Source organism: Mesorhizobium sp. KR9-304 (genome assembly GCF_040049215.1).
Taxonomy (GTDB): Bacteria; Pseudomonadota; Alphaproteobacteria; order Rhizobiales; family Rhizobiaceae; genus Mesorhizobium_K.
This window is the reverse complement of record NZ_JBDZDN010000001.1, coordinates 1,890,377-1,905,939: the sequence shown is the minus strand read 5'-3', so window position 1 is coordinate 1,905,939 and position 15,563 is coordinate 1,890,377. Positions and strand designations below refer to the sequence as shown.

Here is a 15,563-nt window from a genome sequence, read left to right as displayed (position 1 = left end):
ACCATCATGAAACCAGCAACACGCCGCCTTGGCGCCAGCCTCGCGCTCGCCGCCGCACTGCTCGCTTCGGCCGCTGCGATCGCCACCGCCGAAGACAGCGAACTCGTGATCTTCGACTGGTCGGGCTACGAGGCGCCGGAGTTCCATCCGGGCTACATTGCCAAGCATGGCCAGTCGCCGACCTTCACCTTCTTCGGCGACGAGGACGAGGCGTTCGAAAAGATCCGCTCGGGCTTCAAGACCGACCTTGGGCATCCCTGCTCGCAGAGCGTGGTGAAATGGCGCGAGGCCGGTTTGCTTGAACCTCTGGACACCTCGAAGATCGAGGGCTGGAAGGATCTGAACCCCGGCATCATGAAGATGAAGGATCTGGCGACCGACGAAAGCGGAACCGCCTGGTTCATGCCCTGGGACTGGGGCAACACGCTGCTCACCTACAACAGCGAGAAGGTCTCCGCCGACGACATCAAGTCGCTGAAGTCGCTCGCCGACCCCAAGTTCAAGGACCGCGTGTCGATCGGCGACAATGTCGACGACGCCTATGCGCTGGCCTCGCTGGTCATCGGGCTGAAGGACTGGACGCAGATGACCGACGAACAGTTCAGCCAAGCCTCGGCCTTCCTGCGCGAGGTGCACAAGAACGTCCGCCTCTACTGGACGGATTCGACCGAGATCGTGCAGGCGCTGTCGGGCGGCGAGGTCGATCTCGCCTGGGCGTGGAACGACGCCGCGGTGCAGTCGGCGGCCGCCGGCGCGCCGATCAAGAACACGCGCGACACGGCAGAGGGCCAGTCCACCTGGGTATGCGGCTATGTCAGGCTGAAAGGCGCGCCGGGCAGCGCCGACAAGGCCTATGATTTCCTCAATTCGGTGAACGCGCCGGAAGTGGCGAGCTTCCTGCTCAGCGACTGGGGCTACGGCCACGCCGACGCCAAGAGCATGGCGTCGATCGACCCGGCCGTCGTCGAGGCGCAGGGTTACGCCGATGTCGAAAAGTTCGTCGACAAGACGCTGTTCCAGGCGCCGGTGCCGGTCACCCTGAAGCAGAAGATGATCGAGGAATTCGAGAAGATCAAAGCAGGGTACTGAAGCGTTCCCTCGACCAGCGACGGGGTTCGGCTGTGAAGCATCCCCTCTCCGTCTCGGACCCCACCAGAACCACCTTTCCCCCCTGACCGGGGGGAGAGGGTAGTCGCCGGACAACGCCGGGACGGCGCGGGATTTGGGGCAGCCGGAAAGCGCCACGCTCCCGGCAATGGACAAGCCGGGAGCGGCGTGGCACGACTTCCGCAAGGGCAATGTCGCAGCCAGGCGGGGAAGGCGATGTCGGTCACACAGCCATCGACGAATGCCGGGCAAGCGAAGGGCGACGCTCTGACCGGGCCGCTTGTCATCGTGCTCGCCGTCGTCGTCATGGCGGGGCTGCTGTTCGGCTACGACCAGGGCGTGATTTCCGGCGCGCTCGCAGGCATCCGGCAGCATTTCAGCCTGAGCGCGCTGCTCACCGAAGTGGTGACGAGCTGGGTGACGCTCGGCGCGCTGGGCGGCTCGCTCGCCGGCGGCTATCTCGCCGACCGCTACGGCCGCAGAAGGGCGGTGCTGATCGCCGGCCTGCTGTTCATGCTCGGGGCGTTGCTGCAGGCACTAGCACCGGGCGTTCTTCTCCTGGTGCTCGGCCGACTGGCCGTCGGCTTCGGCGTCGGTGTCGCGGCGGTAGCCGCGCCGCTCTACGGCGCCGAACTCGCGCCGGCGGCGCATCGCGGCCGCTTCGTCTCGGCCTACCAGCTCGCCATCACCATCGGCATCTTCCTGGCGTATCTGGTCGATTCGGTATTGGAAGACGCGTCCTGGCGGTGGATGCTCGGCGTCTCGGTGGTGCCCGGCATCCTGCTCGTCGCGGTCGGCGCAATCGGCGTGGAATCGCCGCGCTGGCTGGTCAAGGCAGGACGGCGCGACGAAGCGCGCGCCGTGCTTGCCAGGCTGGCGCCCGACGCCGACGCCGCGGCGCGGCTCGAAGCCATCGAGCACACTTTGGGCGAGGAGGCGGGCGGCGCTTCCTGGGGCGACGTGTTCGACCGCGCCTGGCGCAAGCCGCTGATCATCGCGCTGGGGCTTGCCGTCTTCCAGCAGATCACCGGCATCAACGCCATCATCTACTACGCCAACCAGATCTTTGCCGCGGCCGGCTTCGCGACGCCTCAGGAACAGACCACCGCGACCACCTGGGCGGTCGGCGGCGTCAACGTGGCGGCGACCTTCATCGCCATCGCCTTCATCGACAAGCTCGGCCGGCGGCCGCTGCTGCTTGCCGGGCTGGTCGGCATGGGGCTGGCGCTGCTCGTCGTCGGCATCGCCTTCCTGTCGATCGACGGCCAGCCGCCAGGAACAGGACCGACCGCGGCCGGCATCGTTACGCTGGTGGCGCTGGTCGTCTTCATCGTCTCGTTCGCCTTCTCGCTCGGACCGGTGGTCTGGACGGTCATCAACGAGGTCTTTCCCGGCCGCGTGCGCGGCCGCGCCGTGGCTGTGGCGACCGCCGTCAACTGGGGCGCGGCCTTCCTGGTCAGCCAGTTCTTCCTGACGCTGATCGAGGCGATCGGCAAACCGGCCACCTTCTGGCTGTTCGCCTTCTTCTGCCTCGCCGGGTGGATCTGGGTGTACCGGGTGGTGCCCGAAACCAAGGGGCGGTCGCTGGAAGACATCGAGAAGAGCTGGTCAACCTGACGCGAAGCTCCGCTCCCTCGCGGGATTGTCAAACGAATGCCGATGCGTTTCGGTTAGGGTCGGGCGAAAGCAGCGGCCACGAAGGGACAGTACATGCAGATCGGGATGATGGGACTGGGCAGGATGGGCGCCAACATGGTGCGCCGCCTGATGAAGGACGGCCATGAATGCGTCGTCTACGACATCAACGCGGGAGCAGTCGCGGACCTGGTCAAGGAAGGCGCGGTGGGCGGAGCCTCGCTGGAGGAGTTCGTCGGCAAGCTGTCGAAGCCGCGCTCGGTCTGGCTGATGCTGCCCGCCGCGATCACCGGCAGGATCGTCGACCAGGTCGCGGCGCTGATGGAACAGGGCGACATCATCATCGACGGCGGCAACTCAAACTACCGCGACGCGGTCGACCAGGCGGCGAAGCTCGCCGTGCGGGGCATCAGCTATGTCGACGTGGGCACATCAGGCGGCATCTGGGGTTTCGACCGCGGCTACTGCCTGATGATCGGCGGGCCGGACGATGCAGTGAAGCATCTCGACCCGGTCTTCGCCACGCTGGCGCCGGGCGCCGATACCACCTCGCCGGCTCTGGCGGAGGGAACCGCATCGCTCGGCTATCTGCATTGCGGCCCGAGCGGCGCCGGGCATTTCGTCAAGATGGTGCACAACGGCATCGAATACGGCGTGATGGCCGCCTATGCCGAGGGCATCAATATCCTGAAGTCGGCCAATGCCGGCAAACGCCCGCGCAGCGCCGACGCCGAGACGAGCCCGCTGTCGGAGCCGCAATATTACCAGTTCGACATCGACCTGCCGGCGGTGACCGAGGTCTGGCGGCACGGCTCGGTGATCGGCTCATGGCTGCTCGACCTGACCGCCGGCGCGCTGAAGGACGACCCGACGCTGAAGAATTTCGGCGGCCGCGTGTCGGATTCGGGCGAGGGACGCTGGACGCTGAAGGCCGCCATCGACACCGGCGTGCCCGCGCCTGTGCTGTCCTCGGCGCTGTTCGACCGGTTTGCGTCGCAGGGCGAGTCCGAATTCGCCGACAAGCTGCTATCGGCGATGCGGTTCGCCTTCGGCGGGCATAAGGAGAAGAGCAAATAGGGGCAGAGTCTCCACGTACATTACCTGAAGTAACGTGCGTTCGCCCCCACACTGGGCGTAGGCTTGCTTCGTCGCACCTCGTCCACCCCAAAGGTGCCGACCCTTTGAGGAGGAAAGTACATGAATGCGAAGCTCTTTGCGCCTCTGACCGCGTTGACGGCATTCGTCGCGCTGACGGCGATGCCGCTGCACGCGCAGACACCCGGCGAAATACCGCCAATCCTGATCACCCCGGACAAGGTCGAGACCAGCACCGGCACGCTGGAATTCTGGGACGGCGTCCCGACAGCGGACACCGCTCAGAAGGTATACGACACGCTGGACTTCACCAATGCTCTGGCCGCCTACAACAACAGCTTCCGCGGCGCCTCGGCGCTCGCGATCGTCAAGGGCTTCGAAGGCATCGGCGCCAAGCCCGGCGACGTTGTCATCTTCTCGGAGCTGATGGATTCGAATTCGCTGTTCCTGACGGCCAATGCCGACACGGTCTACTACCTGACCGGGCTCGACCTGAGCAAAGGCCCGGTGGTGATCGAGCAGCCGTCGAACGCAGTCGGCACGATCAACGACATGTGGTTCTCCTGGATCATCGACATCGGTGGGCCAGGGCCGGATCGCGGGCTCGGCGGCAAATATCTCATCGTAGGACCGGACTATGACGGCCCGCTGCCTGAGGGCGGCTATTTCATCGGGCATTCGAAGACCAACTTCGCCCTCTATGCATCGCGGGCCTACCTCGTCGACAACGACCCCAAGCCGGCGGTCGAGAACGTCAAAAAGAACATGAAAATCTATCCCTACCAGCCGGGTTCCTTCGGCTCGAGCATTGCGCAGGCGCTGGAGGGAACCGTGCGCATCGCAGGCGAGCCGAAGATCCCCGAGACGAAGTTCATCGAGGCGAGCGGCCTGTCGTTCAACACCATCCCGCCCAGCGGCTATGGCTTCTTCGAGCTGATCAACGAGAACATCCAGAGCCAGCCGGCCACCAGCTATGACCCGGAACTCGCCGGACAGCTTGCCGCCATCGGAATTGCCCACGGCAAGGCATTTGCGCCGGACGATCGGATGAAGAAGATCCTTTCGGACGCGGCCGCGTTCGGACAGGCCACCGGCAGGGCGCTCAACTGGCGCTATGCGATGCAGCACCCGGACTGGGCCTACTACGAGGGTTCGCAGTGGGGGAGCATGCTGTGGGAAGGCGGCGCCATGTTCGAGACGCCGCCGCCGCTCTTCGAGGGCGGGATCTTCAAGCCGCTGCCCCCGACCGGCGCCCGTACCCTCGATTCGCGCACGGCCTTCTACTACGGCTATACACTCGACTCGCCCGGCATGATCATGCGCATTCCAGGCGTCGGCTCACAGTACCTCATGGGCTTCCTCGATCCCGACGGGAACCCCTTTGATGGCGGCAAGACCTACAAGGTCACGCTCCCGAAGGACATCCCGGCGGCTGCATTCTGGTCGTTCACGCTGTACGACAACCAGACGCGCTCCATGCTCCAGACGCCACAGGGCTACCCGCGCGCCGGCAGCCAGAGCTACCCTTCGCCGGCGGCCGAAGCTGCCGAGGACGGCGCGACGACCGTCTACTTCGGCCCAACACAACCGGAGGGCGTAGCACGCGGCAACTGGATCCAGACCATGCCCGGCAAGGGCTGGTTCACGATCCTTAGGCTCTACAGCCCGCTTGAATCCTTCTTCACGAGGGAGTGGCGCCTGAGCGAGATCGAGCTGGTTAAATAGCCAAAGCGACGGGGCCGGGGTTCCGACACCTTGGCCCCTCCGTATGACAGGCGAACCCGGCCCGACGCAGCCCGATGGTCAGGCCGGAAAAGCCAATACAAGCAGGCTGAGTTGAACATCCCGCGCGCATTGGCCGACGCCAGAAAGCTTGGGGCTTGCGTTCTTCCAGGATCCCGAAAAGTCGCAACTTTTCGGGATCCTGCTGAATCCGCTGTCGCGACCAGGACGCGCCCCCTCACCCCGCCGGCGGCATCCTGTCGAATGCCGGCAGCGCGGGGTCGACGCGGTCCCAGGCCTGCGCGGCGGCGGTCCAGGTGACCAACTGCGGACGGTAGCGGCCGGGGTCGTCCAGGCTCGCCGGCCTGACGATAAAGATGTCGGGCATATCAGGAAAGGTCATGTAGACGGGCGAGCCGCAGACCGGGCAGAAAGCGCTGCTCTTGACCGTGCCGCCGTCGCCCGTCGTCTCCCAGCGCGACGCCTCGCCGGACAGTTTCACCTCGGCGCCGCGAAACGTCATGTTCGACGTGTGGCCGCCGCCGCTGGTACGCTGGCACTGGCGGCACTGGCAGTCGACCATGACGATCGGCTCGCCGGAGACCTCGTAGCGGATGGCGCCGCAGGCGCAGCCGCCGGTGTAGGGTTTGGACATGTCATTTCTCCTTGCTGGGGTGCGGTTGGATTTGGGCGAGCAAAATCCTTCGACGCCAGCGCACGGCGGCGATGTTCCGTTGGATTTCTGGGCCCGCGCCTTCGCTGCGCCCGGCTCCGCCCGAGGACGAAGCCGAGGTCGGAGCCCTACTGGCGGGCGGCGCTTTCGTAGCTGTCGTTCCAGTTCCACCACTTGTAGGGCGGCGTCTGCGGATAGCCCTGAGGCGAATCCTCCCACGCCTCCTGGCGGCCGAGCGGCGTGATGTCGAGATAGTTCCAGGTGCCGCCCATCTGCTCGTCGCCGCGGCTGTTGACGAAATAGGTGCGGAAGATGCGGCCCTGGTCGTCGCGGTAGAACACGTTGGTGCCGTGCCATTCGCCGACGTCGAAATCCGCGTCGAAACCGTCGGTGACGGTGACCCACGGCATCGTCCAGCCCATGCGGCTCTTGAGCCGCGCTATGTCGGCCTGCGGCGCGCGGGATGCGAAGACGAGCGTGGTGTCGCGGGCGTTGAGATGGGCGACATGCGCGACCTGGTCGGCGACCATCGAGCAGCCGCGGCAGCCGTGGTCGGGCCAGCCGGCGACGCCCGGCTCGTAGAAGGCGCGGTAGACGATGAGCTGGCGGCGGCCGTCGAACAGGTCGGCGAGGCTCATCCTGCCGTCCGGCCCCTCGAACACGTAATCCTTGTCGACGGCAAGCCACGGCATGCGCCGGCGCTCCGCCGCCAGCGCGTCGCGGGCGCGCGTCATCTCCTTTTCCTTCACAAGCAGCTTTTGGCGGGCCGCCTGCCACTCTTGCGCCATCACGACCGGCGGCTTGTTCATCCGGGGATCTTCCTGCTGCATGATGGTCTCCTGTTTGCCCCGCCTGATCTCGTCGGGCGCATTCAGTGCGGCTTGCCGGAGAACCCGAGTTCCGCCGCCGTCGCGTCGAGATTGCGGACGACCTTCTTCCAGCCGTCGCTCATGTTGCGATAGGCGGTGTCGTTCCTCGGCAGCTCGAAGCCGGAATGGACGACGCGGATGCGGGTGCCGTTTTCGACGCGGCCCAGCGTCCAGGTGACGACGGTGTCGAGCTTCGAGCCGTAGCCGACATTCGCCTCGTGGCCGCCGCGCCAAGAATAGACCAGGCGTTCGTTGGGCACGACTTCGAGAACCTCGCAATTTATTGTTCCGTCCCATGCGCCGGCCGGCGTCGTCCTGTAAGTGAATCGGTTGCCGACGACGGGCTGGAAACCGTGCGCCTCCATCAGCCAGCGCGCGATGAGCTCGCCTGTCGTCAGCGCCTTCCAGATCGTTTCGGGCGCATGCGGAAACACCTCGTCGACGACGATGTCCTGCATGTCGAGCTTCAATGCCGGCTTGTTCATCGGTCGATGTCCTTGGATTTGCTTTTCGGGGGATCGATTTCCGTAAGAAGGCTGCGCAGCTTGCCGAAGCGCTCGCGCCAGAAGACGCCGTAGTGGCTCATCCAGTCGGCCAGTGGCTCGAGGCCGGCGGGATCGGCGCGGTAGAAAACGTTGCGTCCTTCCGGCCGCTCGGCGACGAGGCCCGCCTGCTTCAGCGATTTGAGGTGCTGGGAAATGGCGCCCTGCGTGACGCCGCTGCCGCGCGTCAGCTCGACGACGGTGATTTCGTCCGAACCGGCGATGCGCTCGAAGACGGCGCGCCGTGTCGGGTCGGCGAGCGCGCGCATGACGGCGTTGATGGAGGCGGCTTCGGTCATGAATAATTGAATAGTGTATGCTAATCGATGAGTCAAGGCTAATTGATTTTGACCTTTGACTGTTGACCGAAGCCGCGTGACGCTGTCGTGGCGGCCGGCCGGCCGCGACTGTCTGAGAAGCTCACTCTCCCATCGCGACCAGAGCGTCGGGATCGTAACCTAGGCGGATGGTGGCGCCGATGGGCAGGTCGTCGGCGCCGAAATCGTTGGTCTCGGTGACCGAGAGCGGCTTCTCGAAACCGGGAACCTCGACGACGAGATGGGTGATCTCACCGAAATAATGCCGCTCGACCACCTTGCCTGAAATTTCGTGGCTGGCCTTCGCGTCGTCCCACAGCACGCGCAGGCGCTCCGGGCGGATGCCGAGCGTCGCGTGGCCGTTGGCGACGAAACCTTTGGGCTTCTCCGTCCTGACGCGGCCGAAGCCCGGCGTGTCGAGCGTGATGGTGGTCCCGTTCGCCTCGACCAGTTCGCCCTTCATGAAGTTCATGCCGCCGAGGAAGTCGGCGACCTGGCGGTTGACCGGACGCTGGTAGATTTCCTTCGGCGAGGCGACCTGCGCGATCCTGCCTCCGAACATAACCGCGATGCGGTCGGACAGGGCCAGCGCCTCGTACTGGTCGTGCGTGACCAGCACGAAGGTGATGCCGACCGCCTGCTGCAGGCGGCGCAGCTCGACCTGCATCTGTTCGCGCAGCTTCTTGTCGAGCGCCGACAGCGGCTCGTCGAGCAGCAGCACCTTTGGCCGCATGACCAGCGCACGGGCGAGCGCGACGCGCTGGCGCTGGCCGCCGGAAAGCTCGGTCGCGCCGCGCTTGCCGAGCCCCGTCAGCGACACCTGCGCCAGCGCCTCCTCGACGCGGCGTTTTTCCTCCGGCGCATCGAGCGCCAGGCGCTTCAGCCCGTAGGCGACGTTCTGCTCGACATTCAGATGCGGGAAGATGGCGTAGCTCTGGAACACCATGTTGGTCGGGCGGCGGTTGGCCGGGATGCCGTCCATCGGCTGGCCGTCGACGACGATCGAACCCGCGGTCGGGTTGTCGAAGCCGGCGATCATCCTCAGAAGCGTGGTCTTGCCGCAGCCGGACGGCCCGAGCAGCGAGAAGAACTCGCCCTCGCGGATGGTGAGGTTGGCGTCGTCCAGCGCCTTGAAGATGCCGTAGCTGCGGGTGACGCCGCGGATCTCGATCATGGCCCGGGCTTGCGCCCCTGCCTGTCCGGATTTGGCCTCTGCTGTTACGGACGGTTCAGGCAATGGCGGCCCCCGTGCTCCTGATCCGCCGCTCGGCGCGGCGGCGGAAGATCTCGGCGATGGTGAGAAGAATGAACGAGCCGACGAGCAGCAGCGTGCCCAGCGCCAGGACGCCCGGCAGCTTGGCGGCGAAGCGAAGCTGGCCCCAGATGTAGACGGGCAGCGTCGCCTCCGTGCCGGCGAGGAAGAAGGCCATGATGAACTCGTCGAGCGAGATGGTGAAGGAGACGAGCAGCGACGAGATGATGGCCGGCGCGACCATCGGCAGCGTGACCCGCCGGAACGTGCCGAAGGCGGTCTCGCCGAGATCGGCGGAGGCTTCCTCCAGGCTGCGGTCGAAGCCTTCGAAGCCGGCGTTGAGCACGGTCACCGAATAGGGGATGCAGATCAGCACATGGCCGAGCACGACGGTGAACAGGGAAAGCTGAAGCCCGAGCGACAGCATGACGATCATGAGCGAGACCGCGAGGATGATCTCCGGCAGCACCAGCGGCGCCATGATGAGGCCCGACGCGGCGGTGCGGCCGGGGAAGCGGTAGCGGGTGATGGCGCGCGCCGCGCAGATGCCGAGCACAGTGGAAAGCAGCGCGGCGGTGACGCCGACCATCAGGCTGTTCCAGGCGGCGTCGAGAAGGGCTGGCGTGCGCGGCAGCTCCTCGTACCATTTCCAGGTGAAGCCGGTGAGCGGGAATTTCGGCACCGCCGAACTGTTGACCGAAAAGATCGGCAGGAAGATCACCGGCAGATAGAGGAAGACGATGTAGAGGAAGGCGTAGGCCGGCAGCCATCTCGACAGGATCGCTTTCATCGCACGCGCTTTCCCGCCTGGCGGATGGCGACGACGATGGAAGCCGCCATCAGCGTCACCACCGTCATGGTGATGACGGAAAGCGCCGCACCGAGCGGCCAGTTGGAGCCGCGCTTGAACTGCGTCTCGATGGCGGTGGCGATCATCACGCCGTCCTTGCCGCCGACGAGCTTCGGCGTGACGTAGTCGCCGACGGTGGGGATCATGACGATGAGGATGGCCGAGATGACGCCGGGCAGCGACAGTGGCAGCGTCACGCGCAGGAAGCGCCTGACCGGCCCGTCGCCGAGGTCGGTGGCGGCTTCGATCAGCGTGCGGTCGACCTTTTCCAGCGACACGAAGATCGGCAGCACGGCGAAGGCCGCCCAGGCATGGGTGAGCGTGATGACGACGGCGCTGGTGTTGTAGAGCAGCGCGGTCGAGGGTTCGTCGATGATGCCTAAGCCCATGAGCCCGGAATTGAGCACGCCGTTGTAGCCGAGGATGACCTTCCACGACATGACGCGCAGCAGGTAGCTGGTCCAGAACGGGATGGTGATGAGGAAGAGCCACAGGCTCTTGTGGCTGCCGCCGTGGAAGGAGATGTAGTAGGCGATCGGATAGGCGAGCACGACGGTGAAGAAGCTGACCAGCAGCGACACAAAGAGCGAGCGCAGCAGCAGGTCGCGGTAGATCGGCTCGGTCAGCGCGATGCGGTATTGCTCCAGCGTGAAGCTGCGCTCGACGGTGAGATAGTCCTGCGTCCAGAAACTGTAGGCGACCACCACCGCGATCGGCGCGACCAGCAGGACGAAGGCATAGAGAAGCGTCGGGCTGATGAGGGCGAGGCCCTGGGACTGTTCGGATTGCAGAAGGGGTTTTCGATTGCGCCGCGCGGCGCCTGGCGAACCGGTTCCTTCCGCGAGCGCCGTCATTGCAGCGGGCCGCTCGCCATGGCACTGCGTCCAAGCCCGCACATGGCCGGCCGGTCGGCAGTCCGATCAGACAATCTTGGCTTTCGCGCCATCAGCCGTCCCAAGGCTTTCACCGGCGGCGAGGTTCCCGTCCCGCTTGCCGGCTTTCTTTCATCATGAGCGCAGAGCTCGATTGAAAGCAAGCGCTATTTCTGCGATATTGATTGAACGGACATTCAATTTGATGCGAACCGAGGCCTGTTTTCCGGCGTTTTTAGCCGGAAGCGCAAGGCGGAGAAAAAAGATGGCGGCAGTCAGGGATTTCGGCAGGCTGGAAGCGTCCGACGCGGCGGCCGATGCCGTCGACCTCGCGAAAAAGCACCTCGTGCAGCCCTGGCCCTATGCCGGGTCGATCGGCGCCGAGGCGCGTAGCCTGATGCAGGGCGGCGACGGCATCTATCTGGTCGACGGCGAGGGCAAAAGGCTGATCGATGGGCCGGCCGGCATGTGGTGCCTCAATCTCGGCCACCGCCGCGAGGAACTGGCGCGCGTCATGTACGACCAGGCGATGGAGCTCTCCTACAACACGCCCTGGTACACGATGAACGCGCCCTCGGCCGAGCTGTCGCGGCGCCTCGCCGGCTACGCGCCTGGCGATCTCAACCATGTCTTCTACACGACCGGCGGCTCGTCGGCGGTGGAGACGGCGCTGCGCTTCATGCAGTTCTACAACAATGTGCGCAGCAGGCCGGAAAAGAAGCTCATCCTGTCGCGCGGCGGCGCCTATCACGGCTCGACCTACCTGTCGGCTTCGCTCAACGGACGGCCGCGCGACCGCGACTGGATGGACGGCGCCGACGAGCTGGTGGTGAAGCTCTCCTCGCCCGATCCGTTCCGGCGGCCGAAAGGCATGACATCAGAGGCCTTCGCCGACTTCCTGGTCGACGAGTTCCGTGACACCGTGAAGAGGATCGGCGCGGACAAGATCGGCTGCTTCGTCGGCGAGCCGATCCAGGCTTCCGGCGGCGTCATCGTGCCGCCGAAGGATTATCTCAAGCGCATCCGCGAGATCTGCCGCGAGAACGACATCCTGTTCGTGTCGGACGAGGTGGTGACCGGCTTCGGGCGTCTCGGCCACATCTTCGCGTCGCAGGAGCTGTTCGGTGTCGACCCGGACATGATCACCTTCGCCAAGGGCGTGACGTCAGGCTATTTCCCGCTCGGCGGCGTGATGATCTCCGAGCGGCTGTTCCGCGAGCTCAACCGCTCGAATCATCCCGACGCCATGTTCGGCCACGGGCTGACCTACACCAGCCATCCGATCGGCTGCGCGGTGGCGCTGAAGAACCTCGACCTTCTGGAGGGCGGCATTCTCGAGCACGCGCGAGACATCGGGCCGTATTTCCAGGGGCGGCTGAAGACGCTGGAGGAACTGCCGCTGGTCGGCGAGGTGCGCGGCGCAGGCCTGATGGGCTGCGTAGAATGCGTTGCCGACCGCGAGAGCAAGGACCCGCTGCAGCTCGACAAGGACGTGGGAAAACGGATCGACGCGCATTGCCACGAGCTCGGCCTTCTGGTGCGCCCGCTGATCAACATGTGCGTGATGAGCCCGCCGCTGATCATCACCAGGGAGCAGGTCGACGACCTCGTCGCCATCCTCAGCGAAGGCATCTCGCGCACGATGGACGATCTGCGAAAAGAGGGTGTGTGGCGGGGGTAATCTCAGCCCCCGGACTCCACCACCTCCCCCAACACCCCGAACAGCCAGGCAACGCCCGCGTCCATCAGCGCGGCGCGCGTCGCAATCGCGCTGATCTGGAACGCCGGCAGGGGCAGCGGCGGCTCGACGCTCTGGATGCCGAACAGCGCTCCGTGGCGTTGAAGCAGGCTTCGCGGCAGGGCCGCCAGAAAGTCGCTGTCGGCGACCATTGCCAGCGCCAGCATGAAGTTCGGCGCCGTGATCGCGATACGGCGGGCGCGGCCCATTTCCAGCAGCGCCATGTCGACGAAGCCGACGGGATCGCCGGAGGTCGAGACGACGAGGTGGCGGGCCCCGCAATAGCGGTCGAGCGTCGGGTTTTTCGCGAAGGGGTGGCCCTTGCGCATGGCGACGACGAAACGTTCCTCGAAGAGCGGGCGCAGCGCGAAGCGCGGCGGCACCCGGTCGAGCGGCACGACCGCGATGTCGAGCGCGCGGGATTCGAGATCGGCGAGCGCGGAGGTCCAGGCGCGGTCGGGATCCAGCGCGCCCGGCGGGGGCAGCACCTGTCGGATGCCGATGTCGACCGACGGCGCGGATTTTTCGAGGCGGAGGAGCAGCGGCGAAAGCACCATCGGCAACGCCCCGTCCGGCGCGCCGATCATGAAGCGCCGCGCCGAGGTCCCGGGATCGAAGGGTTCGGCGGTGGCGACGACACGGCGCGCCTGAGCCAGTATCTCGGCAATCGGACCGGCGAGCTCGTCGGCGCGGCCAGTCGGCACCACGCCCTTGGGCGTGCGCAGGAAAAGCGGGTCGTTGAGCAGCCGGCGCAACCGGGACAGGCCGTGACTGACGGCCGAAGGCGACAGGTTGAGCCGCTCGGCGGCGCGGCCGACATGGCCCTCCTCGCGCACCGCATCGAACAGCACGAAGAGGTTGAGATCGATCCGGCTGAGATTAATTTCATGCAGCATATCGGTGAAATCGTATCACTGGATGCATGTGGAGGAAAGTGGGAATGCCTCGCCCGTCCAACCGAGGATTTTCACCGATGACCAGACATCCAGACATTTCGGGCGCGGAAAAGAGCGCCAAACCGCGGCGGCGCGAACCGAGCCCATCCTTCAGCCGGCGCGTGGCGATGACGGCGGCGATCACGCTGCCGCTCGCGGCTCCGGCCGGCGCGGATGAGCGCGATCTGCTGACGGGCACGGCCATCGGGCCGGTGATCCGACGTGCCCCTGCCGAGCTCGTGCGACGCAGCCAGGAGGCGGTGCGCGCCTTCATGCGCGGCGATGTGCCAGCCTATCCCTCGTTCATCGACGTCGCCGACGATTTCACGCTGATGCAACCATTCGGCGGCGAGGTGAGCCGCGGCTTCAACCGCAGCCCGGAATGGGCCAGGGGGATTGCCGAGTACTTCAAGGACGGAGAGGCCGCCGTCGAACTGGTGCAGTCCTACGCCTCGGGCGACGGGCCGGGCGACATCGCGGTGCTGGTGACCATCGAGCATCAGCACGGCAAGGTCGGCGGGCTGCCCGACCAGCAATGGCCGCTGCGGGTCACGCTGGTCTTTCGCCGCGGCGAAACCGACTGGGAACTGGTGCACAGACACGCCGACCTGACGGTGAAGCGCATCACGCTCGAGCAGGCGGCGGCGATGGCGCGTGGCGACTGGCCGGCTGCCGTGAGCGCAAGCGCCAGATAGTCCTGCGACACTGCATGCCGCCGCATCAGGACGAGTGCGGCGGCTGGGGCTTTGGCCGGCGAGCGTGATGGAGTATATTCGCCAAGGGCGGCCGCAACGCGCATTTGCGCGACGAGGCCAGGGAGTGAGTTTGTCGGGTGCGGCGGTCTATCGCGATTGCCGCCGCGGCGCCGACAAATGCCTCGCGGACACGATGATGACGGCTTGGCCAATCCCGCGGGTGTCGGTGCTGACGAAAGCGCTGCCCGTCGCGTTCGGCCTCCTTGCCGTCGTCCTGCTGTCGGAGCCCGACCTGGCCGACAGGACGCGTCTGGCGCTTCAGACGCTGCTGGTGATCATCTGGTGCGTCTATATCGTGCAGCTTATCGCCACGATCCGCACACGCCCCGCCGAAGAAGGCCGAGGCGCAATCCTGATCGTGGATCTGCTGGCTGTCGCTGTCCCTCTTGCCGCGTTCCTGGTGGCGTCCGACCCGCGCGACGTCAGTCTAGCCTGTGGCGTCTGGATCCTGAAGCCGCTGCGCGATTCGACTGCCTTCCGCCTCGTGGCAAAAGTTCTGGCCAACGAGGCCCGCAATCTGATCGGCGTCGTGTCGATCTTCGGCATCGTGCTGATCGTTGCAGCGGTCATTGCCTATTTCGTCGAACGCGACGCGCAGCCGAACTCGTTTGGCAGCATACCGAAAGCAATGTGGTGGGCCGTCGTCACCCTGTCGACGACCGGCTACGGCGACGCGATTCCGCAAAGTCTCGCGGGCCGGGTTCTCGCAGGGCTGGTGATGATGTGCGGCATCGGCGTGTTTGCACTCTGGGCGGGCATTCTCGCCTCCGGCTTCGCGGAGGAGGTCCGCCGCCTGGACTTCGTGAACAAATGGCAACTGGTGTCCGCGGTCCCGCTTTTCGCGCAACTCGGCGCCCCCGAACTCGCCGGCATAGTGCGCGCGCTGCGGCCAAGACATGTACCGGCGGGAGCGGTCATCTGCCGGAAGGGCGAGACCGGCGACCAGATGTTTTTCATCGTCGAGGGACGCGTAGGCGTGGCCGCCGCGGCTCCGGTGGAGCTGGGGCCGGGAGCGTTCTTCGGCGAGATGGCGCTGATCACCGGCGAGCCGCGGACGGCGACGGTCACCGCGGCGTCGGCGGTTACGCTGCTGTCGCTGCATTCGCTGGATTTCCAGATCCTGCTCAGCCACAATCCCGCGATCGCCGAGACGATCCGCAGCACCGCCGCCGAGCGGGGTAGCGCCAAGCTCGGGTCATGA

General features: G+C 65.9%; 15 protein-coding genes. 7 read left to right on the top strand and 8 right to left on the bottom strand.

Annotated features, from left to right (window positions below; translation table 11 throughout):
• Positions 1-6: 6 nt before the first annotated feature.
• The 4 genes from ABLE71_RS09120 to ABLE71_RS09105 all read left to right on the top strand — a co-directional run bounded on the left by ABLE71_RS09120 (position 7) and on the right by ABLE71_RS09105 (position 5,562).
• The gene (locus ABLE71_RS09120; protein ID WP_348783018.1) at positions 7-1,089 is read left to right on the top strand and encodes an extracellular solute-binding protein; all 1,083 of its coding nucleotides are present in this window, start codon (positions 7-9) and stop codon (positions 1,087-1,089) included.
• 234 nt (positions 1,090-1,323) lie between these two features.
• Complete coding sequence (locus tag ABLE71_RS09115; RefSeq protein ID WP_348783017.1) at positions 1,324-2,724, top strand: sugar porter family MFS transporter; 1,401 nt, start codon at positions 1,324-1,326, stop codon at positions 2,722-2,724.
• A 93-nt stretch (positions 2,725-2,817) separates the two neighbouring features.
• Positions 2,818-3,819 (top strand): phosphogluconate dehydrogenase (NAD(+)-dependent, decarboxylating), encoded by a 1,002-nt coding sequence (gene gnd / locus ABLE71_RS09110; RefSeq protein WP_348783016.1) that lies wholly within the window; start codon positions 2,818-2,820, stop codon positions 3,817-3,819.
• Positions 3,820-3,999: 180 nt separating this feature from the next.
• Complete coding sequence (locus ABLE71_RS09105) at positions 4,000-5,562, top strand: DUF1254 domain-containing protein (protein ID WP_348783706.1); 1,563 nt, start codon at positions 4,000-4,002, stop codon at positions 5,560-5,562.
• 235 nt (positions 5,563-5,797) lie between these two features.
• Here ABLE71_RS09105 and ABLE71_RS09100 read toward each other — a convergent pair whose 3' ends face one another.
• The 7 genes from ABLE71_RS09100 to ABLE71_RS09070 all read right to left on the bottom strand — a co-directional run bounded on the left by ABLE71_RS09100 (position 5,798) and on the right by ABLE71_RS09070 (position 10,916).
• Entirely contained in the window at positions 5,798-6,214 is a 417-nt protein-coding gene (locus tag ABLE71_RS09100) for a GFA family protein (protein ID WP_348783015.1), read from the bottom strand.
• A 146-nt stretch (positions 6,215-6,360) separates the two neighbouring features.
• Complete coding sequence (locus tag ABLE71_RS09095; protein WP_348783014.1) at positions 6,361-7,062, bottom strand: thioredoxin family protein; 702 nt, start codon at positions 7,060-7,062, stop codon at positions 6,361-6,363.
• A 41-nt stretch (positions 7,063-7,103) separates the two neighbouring features.
• On the bottom strand, positions 7,104-7,586 hold the full coding sequence (locus tag ABLE71_RS09090; RefSeq protein WP_348783013.1) for an SRPBCC domain-containing protein: 483 nt from the start codon (positions 7,584-7,586) through the stop codon (positions 7,104-7,106).
• Complete coding sequence (locus ABLE71_RS09085) at positions 7,583-7,942, bottom strand: metalloregulator ArsR/SmtB family transcription factor (protein WP_348783012.1); 360 nt, start codon at positions 7,940-7,942, stop codon at positions 7,583-7,585. Before ABLE71_RS09085 ends, ABLE71_RS09090 begins: the two co-directional genes overlap by 4 nt.
• 121 nt (positions 7,943-8,063) lie before the next feature.
• The gene (locus ABLE71_RS09080; protein ID WP_348783011.1) at positions 8,064-9,134 is read right to left on the bottom strand and encodes an ABC transporter ATP-binding protein; all 1,071 of its coding nucleotides are present in this window, start codon (positions 9,132-9,134) and stop codon (positions 8,064-8,066) included.
• A gap of 55 nt (positions 9,135-9,189) precedes the next feature.
• Positions 9,190-10,002 (bottom strand): ABC transporter permease, encoded by an 813-nt coding sequence (locus ABLE71_RS09075; RefSeq protein ID WP_348783010.1) that lies wholly within the window; start codon positions 10,000-10,002, stop codon positions 9,190-9,192.
• The gene (locus ABLE71_RS09070; protein WP_348783009.1) at positions 9,999-10,916 is read right to left on the bottom strand and encodes an ABC transporter permease; all 918 of its coding nucleotides are present in this window, start codon (positions 10,914-10,916) and stop codon (positions 9,999-10,001) included. Before ABLE71_RS09070 ends, ABLE71_RS09075 begins: the two co-directional genes overlap by 4 nt.
• 283 nt (positions 10,917-11,199) lie before the next feature.
• Here ABLE71_RS09070 and ABLE71_RS09065 point away from each other — a divergent pair, with 283 nt between their 5' ends.
• Positions 11,200-12,615 carry an aminotransferase gene (locus tag ABLE71_RS09065; RefSeq protein WP_348783008.1) on the top strand — a complete coding sequence of 472 codons (1,416 nt, stop codon included), beginning with the start codon at positions 11,200-11,202 and terminating at the stop codon, positions 12,613-12,615.
• Positions 12,616-12,617: 2 nt separating this feature from the next.
• On the opposite strand, the gene ABLE71_RS09060 is transcribed toward ABLE71_RS09065, so the two are convergent.
• On the bottom strand, positions 12,618-13,568 hold the full coding sequence (locus ABLE71_RS09060) for a LysR family transcriptional regulator (protein ID WP_348783007.1): 951 nt from the start codon (positions 13,566-13,568) through the stop codon (positions 12,618-12,620).
• Between the two features lie 77 nt (positions 13,569-13,645).
• On the opposite strand from ABLE71_RS09060, the gene ABLE71_RS09055 reads away from it, so the two are divergent.
• Together ABLE71_RS09055 and ABLE71_RS09050 are read left to right on the top strand one after the other, a co-directional pair.
• Entirely contained in the window at positions 13,646-14,302 is a 657-nt protein-coding gene (locus ABLE71_RS09055) for a nuclear transport factor 2 family protein (protein ID WP_348783006.1), read from the top strand.
• 196 nt (positions 14,303-14,498) lie between these two features.
• Positions 14,499-15,563 (top strand): cyclic nucleotide-gated ion channel, encoded by a 1,065-nt coding sequence (locus ABLE71_RS09050; RefSeq protein ID WP_348783705.1) that lies wholly within the window; start codon positions 14,499-14,501, stop codon positions 15,561-15,563.